General features: G+C 69.1%; 18 protein-coding genes. 7 read left to right on the top strand and 11 right to left on the bottom strand.

Annotated features, from left to right (window positions below; all coding sequences use genetic code 11):
* Position 1 precedes the first annotated feature (1 nt).
* The 6 genes from ACLJO0_RS05260 to ACLJO0_RS05235 are packed head-to-tail and all read right to left on the bottom strand — an operon-like array spanning position 2 to position 4,267.
* Positions 2-256 (bottom strand): acyl carrier protein, encoded by a 255-nt coding sequence (locus ACLJO0_RS05260; protein ID WP_005155526.1) that lies wholly within the window; start codon positions 254-256, stop codon positions 2-4.
* A 35-nt stretch (positions 257-291) separates the two neighbouring features.
* Complete coding sequence (locus ACLJO0_RS05255) at positions 292-756, bottom strand: 3-hydroxyacyl-ACP dehydratase FabZ family protein (RefSeq protein WP_125792125.1); 465 nt, start codon at positions 754-756, stop codon at positions 292-294.
* The gene (locus ACLJO0_RS05250) at positions 753-1,139 is read right to left on the bottom strand and encodes a 3-hydroxyacyl-ACP dehydratase (protein ID WP_410576784.1); all 387 of its coding nucleotides are present in this window, start codon (positions 1,137-1,139) and stop codon (positions 753-755) included. The genes ACLJO0_RS05255 and ACLJO0_RS05250 overlap by 4 nt, the downstream gene beginning before the upstream one ends.
* Complete coding sequence (gene fabG, locus ACLJO0_RS05245) at positions 1,136-1,876, bottom strand: 3-oxoacyl-[acyl-carrier-protein] reductase (protein WP_410576783.1); 741 nt, start codon at positions 1,874-1,876, stop codon at positions 1,136-1,138. Before fabG ends, ACLJO0_RS05250 begins: the two co-directional genes overlap by 4 nt.
* 37 nt (positions 1,877-1,913) lie before the next feature.
* Positions 1,914-3,125 carry a CaiB/BaiF CoA transferase family protein gene (locus ACLJO0_RS05240; RefSeq protein ID WP_410576782.1) on the bottom strand — a complete coding sequence of 404 codons (1,212 nt, stop codon included), beginning with the start codon at positions 3,123-3,125 and terminating at the stop codon, positions 1,914-1,916.
* A 2-nt stretch (positions 3,126-3,127) separates the two neighbouring features.
* Positions 3,128-4,267 (bottom strand): steroid 3-ketoacyl-CoA thiolase, encoded by a 1,140-nt coding sequence (locus ACLJO0_RS05235; RefSeq protein WP_410576976.1) that lies wholly within the window; start codon positions 4,265-4,267, stop codon positions 3,128-3,130.
* Between the two features lie 169 nt (positions 4,268-4,436).
* On the opposite strand from ACLJO0_RS05235, the gene ACLJO0_RS05230 reads away from it, so the two are divergent.
* The 3 genes from ACLJO0_RS05230 (at position 4,437) to ACLJO0_RS05220 (ending at position 7,829) form a co-directional block, all read left to right on the top strand.
* Complete coding sequence (locus ACLJO0_RS05230) at positions 4,437-5,594, top strand: acyl-CoA dehydrogenase family protein (protein ID WP_410576781.1); 1,158 nt, start codon at positions 4,437-4,439, stop codon at positions 5,592-5,594.
* Positions 5,595-5,739: 145 nt separating this feature from the next.
* Positions 5,740-6,738, top strand: a complete 999-nt coding sequence (locus ACLJO0_RS05225; RefSeq protein WP_410576780.1) for an acyl-CoA dehydrogenase family protein — start codon at positions 5,740-5,742, stop codon at positions 6,736-6,738.
* Positions 6,735-7,829 (top strand): LLM class flavin-dependent oxidoreductase, encoded by a 1,095-nt coding sequence (locus ACLJO0_RS05220; RefSeq protein ID WP_410576779.1) that lies wholly within the window; start codon positions 6,735-6,737, stop codon positions 7,827-7,829. Before ACLJO0_RS05225 ends, ACLJO0_RS05220 begins: the two co-directional genes overlap by 4 nt.
* Before the next feature lie 509 nt (positions 7,830-8,338).
* On the opposite strand, the gene ACLJO0_RS05215 is transcribed toward ACLJO0_RS05220, so the two are convergent.
* Positions 8,339-8,758: an enediyne antibiotic chromoprotein gene (locus tag ACLJO0_RS05215; protein WP_125792117.1), complete on the bottom strand. Its 420-nt coding sequence runs from the start codon at positions 8,756-8,758 to the stop codon at positions 8,339-8,341.
* 254 nt (positions 8,759-9,012) lie between these two features.
* Here ACLJO0_RS05215 and ACLJO0_RS05210 point away from each other — a divergent pair, with 254 nt between their 5' ends.
* The 4 genes from ACLJO0_RS05210 to ACLJO0_RS05195 all read left to right on the top strand — a co-directional run bounded on the left by ACLJO0_RS05210 (position 9,013) and on the right by ACLJO0_RS05195 (position 14,275).
* The gene (locus ACLJO0_RS05210) at positions 9,013-10,197 is read left to right on the top strand and encodes a cytochrome P450 family protein (RefSeq protein ID WP_410576778.1); all 1,185 of its coding nucleotides are present in this window, start codon (positions 9,013-9,015) and stop codon (positions 10,195-10,197) included.
* Between the two features lie 137 nt (positions 10,198-10,334).
* Positions 10,335-12,335, top strand: a complete 2,001-nt coding sequence (locus ACLJO0_RS05205) for an ArnT family glycosyltransferase (RefSeq protein ID WP_410576777.1) — start codon at positions 10,335-10,337, stop codon at positions 12,333-12,335.
* A 6-nt stretch (positions 12,336-12,341) separates the two neighbouring features.
* A complete protein-coding gene (locus ACLJO0_RS05200; RefSeq protein WP_410576776.1) occupies positions 12,342-13,580 on the top strand; it encodes a glycosyltransferase in 1,239 nt (412 codons plus the stop codon).
* A complete protein-coding gene (locus ACLJO0_RS05195) occupies positions 13,577-14,275 on the top strand; it encodes a class I SAM-dependent methyltransferase (RefSeq protein ID WP_410576775.1) in 699 nt (232 codons plus the stop codon). Before ACLJO0_RS05200 ends, ACLJO0_RS05195 begins: the two co-directional genes overlap by 4 nt.
* Before the next feature lie 193 nt (positions 14,276-14,468).
* Here the strand turns inward: ACLJO0_RS05195 and ACLJO0_RS05190 are convergent, their stop codons facing one another.
* The 4 genes from ACLJO0_RS05190 to ACLJO0_RS05175 form a co-directional block, all read right to left on the bottom strand.
* A complete protein-coding gene (locus ACLJO0_RS05190) occupies positions 14,469-15,419 on the bottom strand; it encodes an NAD-dependent epimerase/dehydratase family protein (RefSeq protein ID WP_125792112.1) in 951 nt (316 codons plus the stop codon).
* A gap of 105 nt (positions 15,420-15,524) precedes the next feature.
* The gene (locus ACLJO0_RS05185) at positions 15,525-16,499 is read right to left on the bottom strand and encodes an alpha/beta fold hydrolase (RefSeq protein ID WP_410576774.1); all 975 of its coding nucleotides are present in this window, start codon (positions 16,497-16,499) and stop codon (positions 15,525-15,527) included.
* Between the two features lie 244 nt (positions 16,500-16,743).
* Positions 16,744-18,129: an FAD-dependent oxidoreductase gene (locus ACLJO0_RS05180; protein ID WP_410576773.1), complete on the bottom strand. Its 1,386-nt coding sequence runs from the start codon at positions 18,127-18,129 to the stop codon at positions 16,744-16,746.
* A gap of 19 nt (positions 18,130-18,148) precedes the next feature.
* Positions 18,149-19,543: an NAD(P)/FAD-dependent oxidoreductase gene (locus tag ACLJO0_RS05175; RefSeq protein WP_410576772.1), complete on the bottom strand. Its 1,395-nt coding sequence runs from the start codon at positions 19,541-19,543 to the stop codon at positions 18,149-18,151.
* Positions 19,544-19,589 lie beyond the last annotated feature (46 nt).

Below are 19,589 nucleotides of genomic sequence, written 5' to 3'. Positions count from 1 at the left end.
TTCATCCCTTCTTGACGGAGTGCCGGATCAGGGCGTCGTTGACCGCCTTGAGCGTGCGCAGCTCCGGCAGTTCGGCCTGCGGGATCTCGATCTTGTACTGCTTGTCGATCCTGGCGAGGATCTCGATGGCACGCAGGGAATCGGCCTCGTAGTCGTCGATGAAGTCCCCGTTGTCCTCAAGTTCCTCGGGCTCGAGCTCGAGCACCTCGGCGACCAGCTCGCGGAGCTCCTCGAGCTGGGTGTCGGTCTGCGTCATGACGATCCTCCGGTTTCGTTGTCCGCGTGCGGTTCTCACGCCGCGGGCCGCACAGGGCGCCGCGTCGCGGTCAAGGTGGTGACGGTGGCGATCAGGCGATCACCGGCCCAGGTCCGGCCGGTGGCGAAGGCCGTGTCGGCCAGTACCGATTCCAGGCGGACCTCGTGGCGCAGCACGTCACCAGGGCGGGCGGCGGCCGTGAAGTGGTAGTCACGGGCACCGATGAACATCAACGTCGAGTCGTCGTCCTCGACCGGCGCGCGGCCGTCGAGCCAGAGGAGCGCGGCGCTCTGCCCGAAGGACTCGATCATCAGCGACTTCGGGTAGTCGTACCGGCTCGCCGGTGCTCCGTCGGGAATCCCCGCGTAGCACGGCTCGGTGCCGGTGACCGCCTTGATCGTGACGATCGACTCGCCGGGGACCAGGTCCAGCACCCGGTCCACCAGCAGCAGCGGATACCGCTGCGGGAGCAGGATCCGGATGTCGTGGTGCTCGGTCATTCCGCGTCCTCCTCGAAGGTGGCGCGGACCTTGGCCGTCGTGGTTTCGCCGAGCACGGCCCTGCCGGTGACGTCCCAGCCGTCCGGGGTGCGCTTCGCGGTGGCCGTGAGCACCATGAGGTCGCCGTCGAGCAGCGGCGCCAGGAACCGGACCGAGCGGACGGTGCGCAACCGGGCGTTCGCGGCCTCCCGCATCGCCTGCTCCAGCGTCTCGATGACGAAGACGCCGGGGTACACGGCCTGGCCCGGGAAATGCCCGCGCAGGTTGGGTTCCTTGCCGTCCACGGTGATCCGGGCGACCAGCTCCAGATCGTCCCCGTGCTGCCGGACGTCCAGCGTGTCGACCGCCCGCAACGGTGCGGCGTAGGCGGGAATCCCGGTCACAGCGTGATCCCCCCGTCGATCTGCAGTACCTGTCCGGTGATGTAGGAGGCGCGGTCGGAGACCAGGAACGCGACCAGTTCGGCGACGTCTTCGCCGGTGCCGAAGCGTTTGGCCGGAATCTGCGTGAGCGCCTTGGCACGCTGCTTTTCGCCGAGGGAACCGGTCATGTCGGTCTCGATGAAACCGGGGGCGACGACGTTGACCCGGACACCGTGCCCGGCGACCTCCTTGGCCAGCGACTTGCTGAAGCCGATGATCCCGGCCTTGCTGGCGGAGTAGGCGGTCTGGCCCGCGTGACCGTAGACGCCGGCGACCGACGACATGTTGACCACGACGCCGCCGCGGTTCTTCATGAACCGGAAGGCCATGGTGCGGCAGAAGTTCCAGGTGCCGGTGAGGTTCGTGGCCAGTACCGCGTGCCAGTCCTCGGCGCTGGCGAGTACCAGCGGGCTGTCCTTGGTGATCCCGGCGTTGTTGATCAGCAGATCGATCGGGCCGAGCTTCTCCTCGGCGTCCTTGACGAATCGCTCGACCGCTTCGGAATCGGCGACGTCGCATTCCGCGAAATACGAGGGCACCCCGACGGCGGCGATGTCCTCTTCGGTTTCCTCCGACGCGGCGCTCGCTTTCGAAAAACAACCCGCGACGGCGTAGCCCTCCTGGGCCAGCCGCAGCGCCACGGCCCGGCCGATCCCTCGTGAAGCCCCGGTGATCAGGGCCCGGTGGTGCTCCGCCACGACGCCTCCTCGTTTTCCAGCACAATTTGTTTCCATTTTAAGAAGCGCGGCGCAAACTATTCTTCTCATCGTTTGCCGCGAGCTCCGCGAGTACTTCGGCGGTGTCCGCGCCCGGCCGCGGCGCACCGTGGCGGACCTTCGTCGGAGTACGGGAGAATTTCACCGCCGGCCCGACGATCGGCGCGCTGGTGCCATTGCTCAGCACCGTTTCCTGGAGCATCGCCCGCGCTTGGACGTGCTCGTCGGCGACGGCTTCGGTGAGCGTGCGCACCGGCGCGGCGACGAGCCCGCGGCCGTTCAGCACGTCGAGTGCTTCGGCGAGCGGACGTCCCGCGCACCAGCCGGAGATCATCGTGTTGATCGCGTCGCGGTTGGTCATCCGTTCGGCGGCCGTGCGGAATCCGTCCGCGAGGCCGAGTTCCGGTCTGCCGATGATCTCGGCGAGCGCGCGCCAATGCCGGTTGATCGCGACGGCGAGATACAAATGGCCGTCCGCGCATGCGTAGACATTGGCGGGAACGACGAAATCGGTCTCGTTGCCCACCCTCGGCGGCGGAGCGCCCGTCGCGGCGAGGGTCGGCAGGCCGCTGCTGCTGGCGAGCAGACAGTCCACCATGGACACATCGACGTGCTGTCCTTCGCCGGTCCGGTTCCGGTGTGCCAGCGCGGCGAGCGCGCCGATCGCCGCGTGGAGGCCGGCCAGCTCGTCGGCGAGGAACGTCGGAGCACGCACCGGCGGCCCCTCGGGCAGGCCATTGAGTGACATCCACCCCGCCGCGGCCTGGATCGCGGGGTCGTAGGCGGGCAGATGCGACTTCGGGCCGTACTGCCCGAAGCCGGAAACCGACACGAACACGACGTCCTCGCGTGCCGCCCGGCAGGCCTCGTACCCGGCGCCCCAGCCGTCCAGCGTGCCGGGTTTGTAGTTCTCGACCACGATGTCCGCGTGCGCCACCAGTTCCAGGAAGCGCGTGCGGTCGGTGTCGACCCGCAGGTCCAGCCCGGCACTGCGTTTGTTGCGGTGCACGGTTTCCCGGAACCACGACAGCCCGGTGCCAGGGATGTTCGGCGGCACCTCGCCGTCGTGGCCGTCGGCGAGCTCGATCCGGACCACGTCGGCCCCCATGTCCGCCATCACGCAGGTGGCGAGCGGACCGGACCAGACCTTGGTCACGTCCAGGACGCGCACACCCTCCAGCGGGCCGGCCGAACCTGCCCGCGCCCGGCGGAAGAACTCCTCTTCGCGCATGGTCAAAGCCTTTCCAGCAGTGAGGCCGTGCCGAGCGAACCGCCACAGCACATGGTGATCAGCGCGGTCGAGGTGTCGGTGCGCTCGAGTTCGTGCAGTGCCGTCACGAGCAGCCGGGTCCCGGTCGCGCCCAGCGGGTGGCCGAGCGCGATGGCACCGCCGTTGACGTTGACGCGGTCGATGTCCGCGCCGTGCGCCTTGGCCCAGTTCAGCACCACCCCGGCGAAGGCCTCGTTCACCTCACAGATGTCCACATCGGACAGCCGACGGCCGGTGCGGCGCAGCACCCGTTCGGTGGCGACCACGGGACCGTCGAGCAGGTAGTAGGGATCGGCGCCGGTGACGACCTGGCCGACCAGCCGCGCACGCGGTTTCAGGCCGAGCGCGCGGGCCTTCCCGTACGACATCCAGAGAATGGCGGCGGCCCCGTCGGAGATCTGCGACGTCGAACCGGCGGTGTGCACCGCGCCCTCGATGTTCGGCCGCAACGCGGCGAGCCCCTCGCGGGTGGTTTCGCGGATGCCCTCGTCGCGGGTGACCGTGCCGACCGGGGAGACTTCACGGTCGAACCGGCCCTCCTGCCACGCACGCGCCGCGCGCTGCTGGGAGAGAAGACCGTAGTCGTCGGCGTCCGCGCGCCCGATGCCTTCGCGCGCGGCGATCCGCTCAGCGCCGCCGAACTGGGCCTTCGGCGGGTCGTCCCACGGATAATCCCGCGTCTTGTAGTGCCCGGGCCCCTGGTAGAGATTCGTGCCGATCGGCACCCTGCTCATCGACTCGACGCCGCAGGCGATCCCGGTGTCGATCGCGTCCGCGGCGATCAACGCGGAGATCAGGTGATTCGCCTGCTGCGCCGATCCACAAGAGACGTCCACTGTGGAGCATCCGACGGCCGGGTCGTGACCGGAGTTGAGCCAGGCGTTGCGGGTGACATTGAGGCTCTGCTCGCCGGACTGGGTCACGCAGCCGCCGATGATCTGGTCGACGTCGCCGGGTTCGATACCGGCGCGGGCGATGACCTCCAGCTGGACGTGCCGCATCAGCTCGACGGCCTTCAGCTCGGCGAGCACCCCACCGCGTTTGCCGAGCGGGGTGCGGACGGCGGAGACGATGACCGGGGTCCGGTCGTTCAGCGCGGCCACGGGCGGGTACCTGCCTCTCCACCGGACGGGGTGCCCGGCTTCCCCATCGTGGTGCGGCCATCGGCGGGCGAACGTCTCACGGATTGCGGAGCCGACCAGCGGTTCTCCGTAGTTGCGGGAATCGTTCGCGTGGCCCCTCACGATCATCGACGCTGGTTATGGTGCGTACATGCGGCTGGACGACAGCGAAGATCAGGCGGCGTTCCGGGCTGGCCTCAAAGCCTGGCTGGCCGAGCAGTTACCCGAAAGCACGCCGAGCGCGCCTCGTACTTGGTCCGCCGACGAAGTGCGCGCCTGGAGCAAGGCGCTGCACGCGGCCGGATACGCGGGGCTGACCTGGCCTGCCGAACACGGTGGGCGAGGGCTTTCCCCCGCGTACCAAGCGATCTACGCCGAAGAGAGCGCGCTGGCCGAGGCACCGGACCACGCCGGGGTGATCGGGCTCGGCATGGTCGGCCCCGCGATCGTCCACTATGGAACGGACGCGCAGAAGGCCGCCCATCTTCCCCGCATCCTTTCCGGGGAAACGATCTTCTGCCAGGGCTTCTCCGAACCGGACGCCGGCTCGGACCTCGCATCGGTGCGCACCCGTGCCCGCCGCGTCGACGGCGGCTACGTCGTCGACGGTGAAAAGGTGTGGTCTTCCTACGCCCATTTGGCCGACCATTGCCTGCTGCTCGCCCGCACGGACCCGGACGCGGCCAAACACCGCGGGCTGACCTGTTTCCTGCTCGACATGCGCGCACCCGGTGTCGAAGTGCGACCGCTGCGGCAATTGTCCGGTGACACCGATTTCAATCAGATTCTCTTGAGCGGTGTCGAAATTCCCGACGACTGTGTGCTCGGCGAACCGGGGCAGGGCTGGCGCGTCGCGCTGACCACCCTCGCGCACGAACGCGGCACGTTCGGCATCACGCTCACCGCGCGGCTGGCCGTCCAGCTCGACAGGCTGGTCAAGACCGCCAAGGCGTGCGGAGGCGACACCGACCCGCGCGTCCGCGCCGAGATCGCCGAGCTCTACGTCGATCTGCAGGGTCTGCGGTTCACCGGGTACCGCGCGCTGGCCGCGATGGAACGGACCGGCGAACCGGGACCGGAGAGCTCGATCCTGAAACTGCGCTGGTCGCAGGCGAACCAGCGGGTGAGCGCCCTCGCTCTGCGACTCCTCGGCGCGGGCGCGGCGGCGGACGGGACCGACGCCTTCTGGGGCGGCTACTGGCAGCACCAGCGGTTGCGCAGCCGGGCCAACAGCATCGAGGGCGGAACGTCGGAAATCCTGCGCGGCATCGTCGCGGAGCGGGTCCTCGGCCTGCCGAAATCACGTTAGCACCGGTTGGCGGAGCTGAAGATGGACGAGAGAAGTGACCGAACGCGTGAACCCGCCCGGCCGAAAGCCCCGCTATCGCGGTGGCAGGGCGCCCTGCCGACGTCGATCGCGGACGCGGGTTCACCAAGGCAGTGAGGGAGCATCGATGGACTTCGCGCTGACCGAGGACCAGACCGGACTCAAGGCCGCCGCCCGCACCTACCTCGAGGACACGTACGGCCTCGATCGGATCGCGGCGCTCGCCGACGACGGCGAGCAGGACCTCGCCGCGTGGCCCGAACTGGTCCGGCAGGGCTGGCTGGACGCGGATCTCGGCCTGGCGGAGTTCGTCCTGCTGGCCGAAGAGGGCGGTCGCGCGCTGCACCCGGTGCCCTGGTTCGCCACGGCCGGGCTCGCCCTGCCGGTGTACCGGGCCGCGGGCGTCGAACCGCCCGGCCCCGCGACGTTGGCGGACGGCAGCGACACCTGTCGCGCGGCACGTCGCGACGACGGCTGGCGCCTGGATGGCGCGGTTCAGGCCGTCCTGCACGCCGACGTCGCCACGGAGATCCTGGTCGCCGCCCGTACGCCTGCTGGGGTGGCGTTGTTCGGTGTCGCCCCGGCTGCCGCTTCGCTGTCCGCACGCGACGGCGTCGACCCGCTCCGGGCGACGTCGGACATCGCGCTGGCCGGCGCCGAGGGACGGCTGCTGATCGGGCCGACTGCCGCCGCGTCACTGCTCACCGCGATCCGCGGCCGGGCGACGACCCTGCTCGCGGGCGAGGCCATCGGCGTCGCGGACCGGGCGCTGGCGATCGCCGTCGAGCACGCGAAGGCGCGGACCCAGTTCGACCGGCCCATCGGTTCCTTCCAGGCGGTGAGCCAGCAGCTCGCCGATGGCTACGCCGAGGTCGAGCTCGCGCGTTCACTGGCCTATCGCGCCGCTGGAGCCGCCACGGCGGAAGCCGTCGCGTGCGCCGCGCACGCCGCGAGCCGCGCGGCGATCACCGTCTGCGAGACGGCGATCCAGGTCTGCGGCGGGATGGGCGTCACCTGGGAATTCCCGCTGCACCGCTGGTTCCGGCGCGCGTTGTGGCTGGAGGCGGAACTCGCCTCGGGACCGTTGGAAGCGATCGCGCACTCACTGTTCGGGGAGCACTCATGAGCCTGCAACTGCACTGGTTCCTGCCGTCACACGGCGACGGGCGGGAAGTCGCCAAGACCGCAGACGGTGTCGCGGCACCCGGTGCCCGGCGCGAACCGGACATCGAATACCTGACCCAGGTCGCGCTCGCCGCCGACCGCTTCGGGTTCACCGGGATGCTCACGCCGTTCGGGTTGTTCTGCGAGGACCCGTGGGTCGTGGCGTCGGCACTGGTGGGCGTGACCCGGTCAGTGAAGTTCATGATCGCGATGCGGCCCGGCTTCGTCTCGCCGCTGCTGGCCGCGCAGACCGCGGCGACGTTCCAGCGCGTCTCCGACTCGCGGCTGCTGCTGAACATCGTGACCGGCGGCGACCCCGACGAGCAGCGCCGTTACGGCGACTGGCTCGACCACGACCAGCGGTACGCGCGCACCGGCGAGTTCATGGACGTCTTCCGCCAGGCTTGGCCGGGTTCGCGATTCGACTTCACCGGCACGCATTACACGTTGAAGGCCGGCATGGTCGCCCGCCCGCACGCGGTGCGGCCCACGCTGTTCCTCGGCGGCTCTTCGTCGGCCGCACTGGAAGTCGCGGCCGCGCAGGCGGACGTGCTGCTGATGTGGGGCGAAACGCCCGCGGCGATGGCCTCACACCTCGAACGGTCACGTGCGCGAGCGGAGGCCTTGGGCCGCTCGTTGCGTTTCGGCACGCGATTCCACGTGATCAGCCGGGACACCTCGGCCGAAGCGTGGAAGGTGGCCGACCAGCTGCTCGCCGGCATGGACCCGGCCCGGATCCGGCAGGCGCAGGAACGGTTCGCCGCCACCGAATCCGAGGGCCAGCGGCGGATGGCGGCGTTGCACTCCGGCAGCACCGACTCGCTGGAGATCCACCCCAACGTGTGGGCGGGCTACGGCCTCGTGCGCCCCGGCGTCGGCACGGCCTTGGTGGGCAGCCACGAAGAAGTGGCCGAACGGATCGAGGAGTACCACGCCCTCGGCCTCGACCACCTGATCCTTTCCGCTCAGCCGCACCTCGAAGAGGCCTACACGTTCGGCGAAGGCGTCATGCCGCTGCTGCGGAAACGCGGTCTGCTCGCGGAGACGCTCTGAGCTTGTGGTCTCGGGTGGGCTTTAGCGCGATTCGCGTGATTGGAGACGTAACTCGCGTGATTGGAGACGTAACTCACCGCGGCCCGGTCCGCACCGGTTATTGAGGGGTAACGCGAAGGTGCCGGGACGCGGGGATTCGCTCGCAGCCGTGGGGCGACCGTGTCGCGAAAGCCACTTTCGGGACATCAGGCGTCGCGAAAGTGGCTTTCGCGACGCACCTCGACCATGGGGTTCAGCGGCGGTAACGAAGGCCCCCTCTTCGCTTTCGCAACCTGCCACCTTTGCCTTACCCGTACCCCTCAAGAGAAACACGCGAGATCCGGCTGGAATCACCAACAGCATCGCGGGGCAGTACGTGAAGGCCCCCTTCCTGGCGTCTGACGCGGGGAAGGGGGCCTTCACGACGTGCATTGAGGCCTTCGGGCGCTTATCCTCTTACTCGACGGTGGAGGAATTGGGACACGCGACGTCCCAATTCCTCCATCGCCGTTTTGTTCCGGCCGCGAGCGTCAGCTGAAGCTGATGACCACGCCGCCACCGTTGCCGGCGGCGTCACCGAGGCCGACGACGCAGGTGATGGCCTTGCAGTCCACCGCACCGTAGCTGCTGCCGTCGGGCAGCACGCCGGTGAAGTTCTTCTGCACGGTGACCGAGGCCGAGATCTTCCCGGCCGCGTCAGCGACCAGCGACTGCTGCGAAGGGCTGCAGGGGAACTGCCCCGCCGCGTCCTGGGCGCATTCGCCGACGCGATAGGTACCGCCCGGCGTGAGGCCGGTTCCGACCACCTGGACCACCGCACCGTCCGAGAGCCCCGACGACGGCGTGACCGTGACGGCCGCCGCGGCGGAGGCACCAGGGGCGACGACGGCCAGGAGGCCGAGAGCGGCGATGGCGGAACCGGCGAACTTGGCGACAAGCTTTGCGGACACAGTAATCACTCCGATTCATTGACAGGGATTTTCCGACTTCACCAGGCGCGGGTTCCGTTACCCCCCGGCGTCCTGGTAACAACGTTACGATCATCGGACCTAGATCGTCAACGATTTCTTCGAGCAGTTTTCGAGTAGGCCGAAAGAAAAAGGGTGCAATAAACTCGCGCGCTTCATGCGTAATTCATATGCTGCGGGCAAGCCAGGAGAAGAAGGCGCGAGTGCGCGCACGGGAACCTGATTCAGTGACCTCTGTGACCTCTTCCAGCTCCGATTTCCTGTTCGGTGGCGCGCCAGAAAGGCACGCCGCCTATACCGCGTTGCGCGAAACCGGCCCGGTCCGGAGGATCACGCTCTCCTCTGGCACCAGCGGCTGGCTGGTCAGCGGCTACGCCGAAGTCCGTCAGGCCCTCGCGCATCCGGGGCTGAGCGGCCGCACCGGCGTCGTCGGCGACCGGCGCGGGCTGTCCGAGGACGTCCGGCTCGGCATGAACACGCATATGCTGAACCTCGATCCGCCGGATCACACCCGCCTCAGAAAGCTGGTGTCCGCCGCGTTCACCGTGCGCCGGATCGCCCAGCTGCGCCCCAGGATCGAGGCCATCACAGCGGAACTTCTCGACGCCGTAGCGGACTTCGACGAGGTCGACCTGATCAAGGCGCTCGCGCTGCCGCTGCCGATCCGCGTCCTCACCGAGATGCTCGGCGTGCCCGAGGACGAGGCCGGCGCCTTCCACGGCTGGACCGAGATCCTCACCGCCAGCGCGCTCCCCGTCGGCGAACTCGACGCGGCGGCCGCCGAAATGCTGCGCTATGTCAGGAAACTTCTCGCCGAGAAGCGCGAGAACCCTGGCACGGACCTGCTTTCGGCGCTCGTCACGGTGCACGACGGCGAAGACCGGCTGACCGAGCACGAGCTGACGTCGATGGTCTTCCTCCTGCTCATCGCCGGGCACGAGACCACCGTGCACCTCATCGGCAACGCCACCCTCGCCCTGCTCGAGAACCCGGCGCAGCTCGCCGCGTTGCGCGCGAATCCGGACGGGATGCCCGCCGCGGTCGAGGAGTTCCTGCGCTACGAAAGCCCGGTGCACGCGGCGATGCGTTACTCCACCGAGGAAGTCGAACTCGGCGGCGTGACGATCCCGGCACGGTCGCTGGTCATCGTGTCTTTGCTGGCGGCGAACCGCGACCCCGCCCGATTCCCCGGCGCGGACACATTGGAGCTCGACCGCGCGGACAATCCGCAGCTCGCCTTCGGACACGGCATCCACCACTGTCTCGGCGCGCCGATGGCCAGGCTCGAAGGCGGAATCGCGCTCGCCGCCCTGCTCACGCGGTTCCCGAAGCTGCGCCAGGCAGTTCCCGTGGAAAGTCTCCGCTGGCGTGTCAGCATGGTGATGCACGGCCTCGAAGCGCTTCCCGTCCGGCTTCGCTGAAAGCGCCAAACCAGCAGACTGGGATAAGACGCGGCAGAAACCGCGGTGCGACACTTTCGGAGACGATCACGAATTCGCGGTGCGTATCTCACGTCCGTGAGCCGCGTCATCTCCTATTCCTGGGAAGGGAGTAGAACGTGTCCCAAGACCTAGGCACCCCGGTCACGAGCACCCCGCCGCGGGGCGCTGCCCCGCCCGCGCGGACGCCGAAGAAGAAGACCAAGACGGGGTTGTCCGCACTGGCGGCCAAACGCATCGCCGTCCTGAGCGCGCTCGTCGCCGGCGTCGCCTACGGGTGGGGTATCGGCGGGAACGCCGCACACTACGCCTACGCGGCCGCGGTACGGAGCATGTCGCAGAACTGGCACAACTTCCTTTACGGCGCTTACGATCCCGCCGGGTTCATGAGTGTCGACAAGGCACCCGGCGCGCTCTGGTTGCAGGCGCTTTCCGTCCGTGTCTTCGGCTACGAGACGTGGGCGCTGCTGTTGCCCGGCGTCATCGCGGGCGGTGTCTCGGTGTACGTCCTGTTCGTGCTCGTGCGCCGCTGGGCCGGGCACGCGCCGGCGGCACTGGCCGCCGTCCTGCTCGCCGCGACGCCGATCACGGTCGCGGCCACCCGGGTCAACCTGCCCGACTCGACGCTGATCCTGACGCTGCTCGTCGCGACCTACGCCTTCTGGCGGGCGCTGGAGAAGGCGTCGCCGCGCTGGCTGCTGCTGACCGCCGTGCTCGTCGGCGTCGGCTTCCACGTCAAGCTCGCCATGGCGCTGGCCATCCTGCCGGTGCTCGGCATCGTCTACCTCGTCGCCGCGCCGACCTCGGCGGGACGCCGGGTGCTGCACCTGCTCGGCGCCGGCGCGGTCACCGCCGCGGTGTCGTCGATCTGGATGCTCATCGTGTCGTTCACGCCCGCGGGTTCCCGCCCGTACATGGACGGCAGTACCTCGAACTCGGTGTGGCAGATGGTCTGGTCCTACAACCTCTTCGACCGCACGGACGCCGCGAAGGCGGGGAACTCGGCCGAACTGCCCGTCCTGCCCGACGGCAAGGTCACGCCGGTCGACCAGGGCGGCGACACCGGTGTGTTCCGGCTGTTCAACGACCTGATCGGCGGCCAGATCTCGTGGCTGCTGCCGCTGGCGCTGCTGCTGCTCGTCGTCGGCCTGGTCGCCGCGGGCCGCGCTCCGCGCACCGACAAGCAGCGCGCGGGCTGGCTGCTGTGGGGCGGCTGGCTCGTCCTCTTCGCCGGCGCGCTCAGCTTCTCGCAGAGCATCCACCCGTACTACACGAGCCTCCTGGCACCGGCCATCGCCGCGATCGCCGGCGTGGGCCTGCACTTCGCCTGGACGACCCGCCATCACCCGTGGGTGTTGCCGGTCGGGCTGCTCGCCACCGGCGCCTGGGCGTTCGTGCTGATGAGCCGTTCCGGCGACTACGTGCCGTGGTTGCGGCCTGTCGTCGCGGTCGCGGCCGTCCTCGCCGCGGCGCTGGTCCTCCTGCGCCGCACGGGAAAGTTCGCCGTCGTGACCGGGGCTGTGGCCGGGGTAGCGCTGCTGGCCGGGCCGGTCGCTTGGGCGGCGCCCGCCTTCCAGCCGCCGACGGATCCGCGTACGGCGATGTTCCAGAACTTCAACCCGCTCGCGGGGCCGAATCCGAACGCGCTCTCCACCGGCATCGACCTGACGAAGTTCATGGCGGGCGGCCCGAAGCCCGGCGCGGCAGGCGGACAGCCCATGCCGTTGCCCCCGCCGATCATGTTCCAGATGATGCCGTCGGACGCCGATCAGAAGCTCCTCGGTTTCCTCAAGGCCAACGACCGCGGCGAGCGTTTCGACCTGGCGACCTTCGGCGGCACCGGCGCCTCGCCCTACATCCGGGCCGGCCTGTCCGTGATGCCGATGGGCGGCTTCGTCGGCACCATGCCGATGCCGACCGCCGCCGGTCTCGCGGAAGCCGTCCAAAGTGGACAGGTGCGGTTCGTGCTGTTCGGCGGATTCGCCTATGACAGCCCGACCGCGCTCGCCCGCAAGGACTGGGTGGTGCGCAACTGCACCCGGGTCCCGCCGCCCGCCTACACCGCGAACCCGTGGATGGGCTTCACCTCCGCCCTGTTCGACTGCAAACCGGGAGCGTGATGTCCGATGACGGCTGAACTCACCGCGGCACCCCGCCTCGCCCCGGGCAGCCGCACGACGGCGACCGTCGAGATCGTCATCCCGGTGCTCAACGAGGAACGTGCCCTGCACGGCTGCATCACCACGCTGAGCGCGTTCCTCGGCGACGGCTTCCCGTTTCCCTGGTCGATCACCATCGCCGACAACGGCAGCACCGACCGGACTTGGGAGATCGCCACCGAACTGGCCGAACGGAACCCGCGTATCTCCGCGCGGCGGGTGCCGGTCCGCGGCCGGGGCGCGGCGATCAAGGCGACGTGGGGAGCCAGCACCGCCGACATCGTCGCCTACATGGACGTCGACCTGTCGACCGGGCTGGAGAGCCTGCTCCCCCTGATCGCGCCACTGGTCAGCGGGCACTGCGAGATCACCATCGGGACCCGGCTCGGCCGCGGCTCGCGGATCCGCCGCAGCCTCAAACGCGAGATCGTCTCCCGGACCTACAACGCGATCACGCGGCATGTGTTCGGGCTGCGCAGCACCGACACGTCCGCCGGCTTCAAGGCTGCCCGGCGCGACGCCGTGGCCGGGCTGCTGGAAGCGGTCGAGGACGACCACTGGTTCTTCGACACCGAAATGCTGATGCTGGCCGAGCACAACGGCCTGCGGGTGCACGAGGTGCCGCTGGACTGGGTCGAGGACGTCGATTCGCGGGTCAAGGTCACGCAGACCGCGATGGGGAACCTGAAGGGCCTGGTCCGCGTGGGCCGGGCGATCGCCGCCGGGAAAGGACGGGTGAACGTGCCGGAGATCCCGCAGTTGCGCGCCACCCATCCCGACGCCGTGCTCGCCGAACCCCGGGCCGCGACCTTGGCGAAATTTCTGGGGTTCGCGGTCATCGGTGTCATCTCGACAGTGCTCTACACGCTCCTGTATCTCCCCTTGCGCGTGCCGTTGACGCCGGCGGGGGCGAACCTGGTCGCGCTCGTGCTCGTCGGGGTGGCCAACACCGAGGCGAACCGGCGCTGGACGTTCAACCGCGGCGGCGGGCACCGGCTCGGGTTGCACACCCGCGCCGCGATCCTGTTCGCCACCACGTATCTGCTGACCACGGCGGCCGTGACCGGGCTGCACCTGATCGCCCCGGGCTCCGGGCCGGTCGTCGAACTGCTCGTGCTCATCGTCGCCTACGGGCTGATGACGCTGCTGCGGTTCGTGGCCCTCGACCGCTGGGTCTTCGCCCAGCACCGGAAGGAGCGCCGGTGAAGACGGCGGACGTCACGCGTATCACCGAGATGGAGGACCGCCACTGGTGGTTCCGGGAAAAGCGGCACCTGCTCGCCGACGAGCTGAACCGGCTCGGCCCGCCCGGCCGCGCGCTCGACATCGGCGCGGCGGGCGGCGGCAACACGCGGGTGCTGCGCTCGCGCGGCTGGGACGTCGTCGCCACGGACTACGACGAGAACGCCGTCGAAATCGCGCGCTCACGCGGTCTCGACGCGATCCACGCCGACGCCCGTGACCTGCCCCTGCCGTCTTCGTCGTTCGATCTGGTGGTGGCGTTCGAAATCCTCGAGCACATCCAGGAAGACGACCAGGCCGCGGCGGAACTGTTCCGGGTGCTACGACCCGGCGGCTCCGCGCTGATCAGCGTCCCGTCCGGAATGGACCTGTGGTCGGCGCACGACGTAGCGGTGCACCACGTGCGCCGCTACGACCGGGCTTCGCTGCGGAAGGTCATCGAGGACGCCGGCTTCGTCGTCGACGAGCTGTGGAGCTGGAACGTCCTGCTCCGGCCGGTGGTGGCGCTGCGGCGGCGTTCGGCCCGCGGGAACGAACTCAACGAGCACACGCCCTGGCTGGTCAACCGCGCCCTGACCGCGATCGTCACGGCTGAGCGGTACCTCCCGACGCGCTCGCGGCGGGGTGTCTCGCTGATCCTGAAGGCCCACAAGCCTTAGCGGTACATGAAGGCCCCCTTCCTCGCGCCTGGCGCAAGGAAGGGGGCCTTCATGTACTTGGTCGGTGGTGCGGCGGGGGCCGCCGGTGGGTTCTGCCGCCGGGTCGCGGCTCGCACCAGGCCGACGACGTAGCGAGGGCCTCCTTCCCTACTCTCAAGGTAGGGAAGGAGGCCCTCACGGACCGCGAGCGGACCTAAGCCGCGCGGAGGCCGGCCGGGGGGACGTCCCAGGCGGTGCCGCGGTGCTCGAGGTACCAGTCCACCGTCTTCGTCATGCCCTCCTCCAGCGTGACCAGCGATTCCGGCTGGATGCCGACGGAAAGCAGCGTCGAAACGTCGGCCGTGACCGGGGTGTTCGGCGTCTCGCCCGGGCGCATGGGCAGGTCGGTGATGCCGACCCGCGGGTAGCCGCGCTGCTCGCACAAGCCGATGACGAGTTCCGCGACCTCGCGGATCGTCACCGAGTCGGCGGGCCCGATCTCGACCGTGTTCTCCAGCACCCGCCCCTCGGCGGCGACCTCCAAAGAGGACACCAGGGTGCGGGCGACGTCGCCGACCCACACCATGTCCGAGATCTGCCGTCCACCGCCGTAGAGCTCCACCGGGATGCCGGACAGCGCCCGGCAGACCAGCGCCGGGGTGATCTTGCGGACCTTGCCCGCGGCGAACGGCGGCGCGGCCTTCTGGCGCGGGCCGTAGGCGTTGACCGCGCGGACGCAGTTCACGCGGGTGCCGCGGTCGGCGTTGAACATGCGGACGAACCGCTCGACCGTGGTCTTCGAAATGGAGTAACTGTTGTTCATCCAGTGGTTGCCGACGCAGATGTACACGCCGGGCAGGTCGTACTGGGCGACGGCCTCGAGGAAGTTCAGGCCGCCCATGACGTTGGTCTCCACCGCGGGGCGCGGATTGGTGATCGTCTCCTGGGTGCCCAGTACGGCGGCCAGGTGGATGATCCCGTCGCAATGCGCGGCGAGTTCGGTCAGTGCCGTCGCGTCACGGATGTCGCCCAGCATGACCTCCCACGGCCCGCCGTCCCCCTCGCCACGATGGTCGAACACGACCGGCGTGTGTCCTCTCGCGGCGAGTTCCTCGCAGACGTACTGCCCGATGAACCCGGTGCCACCGGTAACACCAACCTTCATTTTAGCCACCTTTGCCCGATAGGCTGGGAATTCCAGGACTTTTCCTTTTCGCAGAATCCCATCGGCGAGTTCGCCTGGACGCCTTCAATACTGCCTCCAAAGGATTCAGCCAAGGAAATTCTTCAGCGCGCCGATGACCTGAGCGGGTTGTTCCTCGGAAAGGTAATGCCCGGCCCCGGCGATCTTGACCACCTGCGGATCGGCCGCCTTGGCGGGCATCACCTGGGTGAAGTACTGGTAATTGAACTCACCCGCGAGACCGAGCACCGGCATGGTCAGCTTCCCGTACGACGATCCGGCCGCGATGTCCTGGTTGAGCGTCCGGTACCAGCCATTCCCGGCCCGGACGGCCTCACGCGTGTGGTAGGCCCGCGCGTAGACGTTCCGGTCGAAGTCGCTCACCGCCGACGGCGCCACCGAAAGCTGGTCGATCATCGCGTCCACCAGGTACCGCGAGCGACCGGAGACGAGCTGCTCCGGCAGGCCCTGCAGCTGGTTGAACGTCCACCACCACGGCGAGAACTGGCCGGGCCCGCTGGGCAGCAACGGCAGCTGATAGAGGCTCTTGTCGGGCGCGACCACGTCCATCAGCGCCAGTTTCCCGACCGCCTGCGGGTATTTGATCCCGTAGCTGTGCGCGACCATCGCGCCGATGTCGTGGCCGACGATATCCGCCTTGGCGTACCCGAGCTTGGCGACCAGCGCGTGGATGTCGGCGGCCATCGTCTCCTTGTCGTAGCCCGCCTGCGGCTTCGACGATCCGCCCATCCCACGGAGGTCGACGGCGATCACGCGGTGGTTCGCGGCCAGCGCCGGCATCACCTTGTGGAACGCCCACCACGTCTGCGGCCAGCCCGGCAGCAGGACCACCGGACTGCCGGAACCACCGGCGACATAATGCAGCCGGACGCCGTTGACGTCGGCGTGAGAGCTTTCGAATCCGCCCTGCAGCGAACGTGCGAGCGCCGCGTCGGAATGTCTCCAGCTCGTATTCGCGGAGGTTCCCGCCGCCGCGCCCCCCAGCAGTACCACCGCCGCGACCGCGGCCAGCGCGATCATGACCTTCTTGAACCTGCTCATGAATTTCTCTCCCACCGCCAGGGAAATGGTCATCGACACATCAATGATCGGCCGAATGGGCCGAAAGACGCATCTCGATTGTTGCGGAGGAGGAAAAACATTCACGGCCACCCGTACCGAACCGGCGATCTCGCGTGACCGAGCGGACGACACGCGTGATCAGACGGACGACATTGGAGTCGTCCGCCCGATCACGTGTCGTCCATCCAGTCACGCGAGATCGCCGGTTCGCGCTAGGGCAGGGTCACGCCGCGCGCGACTCGCTGCCCGGGCGGGGCAGTTCCGTCACGGTCGCCCCCGCCATCGGACGCCGCCGGTTGGCCCGCAGCACCTTGCGCACGATGCCCGGCTTCATCAGCGCGGTCGGCGCGTCGACCAGCCCGGCCACCCGCATGAACGCCGCCGTGATCTCCGGATCGATCGTCGCCGCGTACTGGACCTTCGCCATGTACGCGTTGCCCATCCTGACCTTGAGCGTTCGCTTTCCCTCCACGCCGGGGAAGTCCAGGTCACCGCTGGTCGAAATGTCCCACGGGTCGTTGACGACCTTGCCGATCTCGCGCAGGAATCGCCGCGAGTCCGGTTCGGACCGGCGGCGGAGGTGTTCGCGCAGCGCGATCGCCTCCATCGACGCGACCGTCATGCCCTGGCCGTACACCGGGTTGAAGCTGCAGAACGCGTCACCGAGCACGAACAGCCGCTCCGGGAACCGCTTGAGCCGTTCGTACCGCCGCCGCAGGCTCGCCGGGAACTTGAACGTCACCGGCTCGATCAGCGGTTGCGCGTCCTTCACCGCTTCGTAGATCTCCTTGGCAGGCAACGACTTCACGTAGTCGAGATAGCCGCGTGCGTCGGTCGGCGGATGGTCGCCGAGAATGCCGGTCAGCGAAAGGATGCACTCGTCTTCGTTGACCTGCCCGAAGAACGCGCCCCGCGGATGCGTTGGCGAGGCGACCGGGTTGATCGACTGCCAGCCGCCGAACATCTCCGGCCGCTTGCGGAACATGCGGGTGGTGTAGGCCAGCCCGACCTTCACGCGCTCCTCGGCCGGCCGTTCGAAGCCCAGTTCCTCCAGCCAGACCGGCGTGCGCGTACCTCGTCCGGAGGCATCGACGACCAGGTCCGCGCCGAGGCGTTCCTCCGGCGAGCCGTCCCTCGCCTGCACGCGGACCCCGATGATCCGCTTGCCCTCGCGCGTGGCGAGCAGGCCGTGGACGTCGGTGCGTTCGCGATAGGTGACGTTCGGCAGTGCCGCCGTGCGCAGCCGCAGATGGTGCTCCAGTACCGGGCGCAACGCCGTGATCGACGGCAGCCCGCTGTCGGCCGGCATGACCTGCTTCCCGTTGAAGTACCACTTCATCCGCGCGAGATCGCCGACCGGGACGCCGGAGTCCCGCAGGTCGTCGAGCAGGTTCGGGAACAGTTCCTCGAGGATGAAGTAGCCGCGCGCGTGCAGCCCGTGCGCGTGCCAGGTGTGCGGGGTCCCGCGCCGCGGTTTGTCCACGCCGAGCACCTCGTCGCGGTCCACGACCACGACCTCGCGGTAGAACTCGGAAAGCACTCTCGCCGCCAGGGTGCCGGCGACACTGCCGCCGATCACCACCGCGCGTTTGCCGACGGGTTCGTTCATGACCATGGCTCCTTGGTGCTCAGGCCGCGAGGTCGCCGGACGCGGGCGGAGCCTGGCCGATCGTGGCGGTGGGGGCGAGAGGTCCGGCCGTCTTGACGCGCCGCGCGGTGCGCAGCACGCCGGCCACCAGGCTCGGCCGCATCAGCGCGGTCGGCGGGTCGACCAGGCCCGCGGCCCGGAAGAACGCCTCGGTGAACCGGCCGTCGACGGTCGCCGCGGAGTGCAGCTTCGCCATGTACGCGTTGCCCATCTTGACCTTCAGCGGACGCGGGCCCTCGACCCCGGGGAACGCGAGGTCGCCGCCCGCCGAGATGTCCCATGGCACGTCGATGATCGGACTGATCTCCTTGAAGAACCGCAGCGGCCGCACGCCACCGGCGTCGAGATGCGTGGCGAGCTGGGCAGCCTCCATGGCCGCGACCGTCATGCCCTGGCCGTACACCGGGTTGAACGCGCAGACGCCGTCCCCGATCACCAACATGCCTTCGGGGAAGCGGCGCAGCTTGTCGAACCGGCGGCGGACGCTGGCGGGCACCTTGAAGCTGGTGATCTCGCTGATCGGCTTCGCGGTGCGCACGGCCTGGTGGATCTCAGGCGCGTCCAGCGTCTTGGCGAACTGGAGGAAACCCTCGGCGTCACGCGGCGGGTGGTCGCCGAGCAGGCCGGTCTGCGACAGCAGGGCGACGTTCCCCGGCAGGTTCACGAAGAAGGCGCCGCGCGGGTTCGCTGGCGAGGCGACCGGGTTGATCGCCAGGTCGTCGCCGAACGGGTCGGTGTCCAGCTCGAACAGCCGCGAGGTGTAGGCGAGATCGATCTTGATCTTCTCCTCGGCGGGCCGCTCGTAGCCGAGTTCCTCCAGCCACACCGAGGAACGGCTGCCGCGGCCGGTGGCGTCGACGAGCAGGTCGGCGAGGATCGTCTCGGGTTCGGCGTCGTCGCCGGTCACCCGCACACCGAGGACCCGCGAGTGGTCGTCGGTGGCGATCAGCGACTGGATCACCGTGCGCTCGCGGACCTCCACGCCTCGCAGCGCGACGACGCGCGCCCGGACGTGCTCTTCGAGCTCCGGGCGGGTCGCGGACACGCTGAGCAGCCCGGAGTTCTTCTGCTGCAGGCGTTTGCCGTTGAAGTACCAGCGCAGGCTGCCGGAGAGGTCGCCGCTGGGGATACCGTTGTCGGTCAGCTCCGCTTGCAGACCGGGAAAGAGGTCTTCGAGGATCTGCTGGCCGCGGGCGAGCAGCGCGTGCGCGTGATGCGCCTGCGGTACGCCGCGGCGGGTCCCGGCGACGCCGACGATCGTGTCACGCTCGACGATCACGACGGAGCGGTAGCGTTCCGAAAGTACGCGGGCGGTCAGCAGGCCGGCCATGCCGCCGCCGAGCACGACGGCGCGTTCGCCAAGGTATTCGCCCATCGCGGGATTCCTCCAATAGGGTAGTCGGCCGGGCCGTCGGAGTCCG

Source organism: Amycolatopsis sp. lyj-108 (genome assembly GCF_046549005.1).
GTDB lineage: Bacteria > Actinomycetota > Actinomycetes > Mycobacteriales > Pseudonocardiaceae > Amycolatopsis.
Note: the sequence above shows the minus strand (reverse complement) of the source record. Positions and strands in the feature narration are given on the sequence as shown.

Excerpts from the sequence above, each read along its gene's own strand:
- ACLJO0_RS05260 (WP_005155526.1), bottom strand. The coding sequence starts at position 256 with ATGACGCAGACCGACACCCAGCTCGAGGAGCTCCGCGAGCTGGTCGCC.
- ACLJO0_RS05255 (WP_125792125.1), bottom strand. The coding sequence starts at position 756 with ATGACCGAGCACCACGACATCCGGATCCTGCTCCCGCAGCGGTATCCG.
- ACLJO0_RS05240 (WP_410576782.1), bottom strand. The coding sequence starts at position 3,125 with ATGCGCGAAGAGGAGTTCTTCCGCCGGGCGCGGGCAGGTTCGGCCGGC.
- ACLJO0_RS05230 (WP_410576781.1), top strand. The coding sequence starts at position 4,437 with ATGCGGCTGGACGACAGCGAAGATCAGGCGGCGTTCCGGGCTGGCCTC.
- ACLJO0_RS05225 (WP_410576780.1), top strand. The coding sequence starts at position 5,740 with ATGGACTTCGCGCTGACCGAGGACCAGACCGGACTCAAGGCCGCCGCC.
- ACLJO0_RS05220 (WP_410576779.1), top strand. The coding sequence starts at position 6,735 with ATGAGCCTGCAACTGCACTGGTTCCTGCCGTCACACGGCGACGGGCGG.
- ACLJO0_RS05200 (WP_410576776.1), top strand. The coding sequence starts at position 12,342 with ATGACGGCTGAACTCACCGCGGCACCCCGCCTCGCCCCGGGCAGCCGC.
- ACLJO0_RS05190 (WP_125792112.1), bottom strand. The coding sequence starts at position 15,419 with ATGAAGGTTGGTGTTACCGGTGGCACCGGGTTCATCGGGCAGTACGTC.
- ACLJO0_RS05185 (WP_410576774.1), bottom strand. The coding sequence starts at position 16,499 with ATGAGCAGGTTCAAGAAGGTCATGATCGCGCTGGCCGCGGTCGCGGCG.
- ACLJO0_RS05180 (WP_410576773.1), bottom strand. The coding sequence starts at position 18,129 with ATGAACGAACCCGTCGGCAAACGCGCGGTGGTGATCGGCGGCAGTGTC.
- ACLJO0_RS05175 (WP_410576772.1), bottom strand. The coding sequence starts at position 19,543 with ATGGGCGAATACCTTGGCGAACGCGCCGTCGTGCTCGGCGGCGGCATG.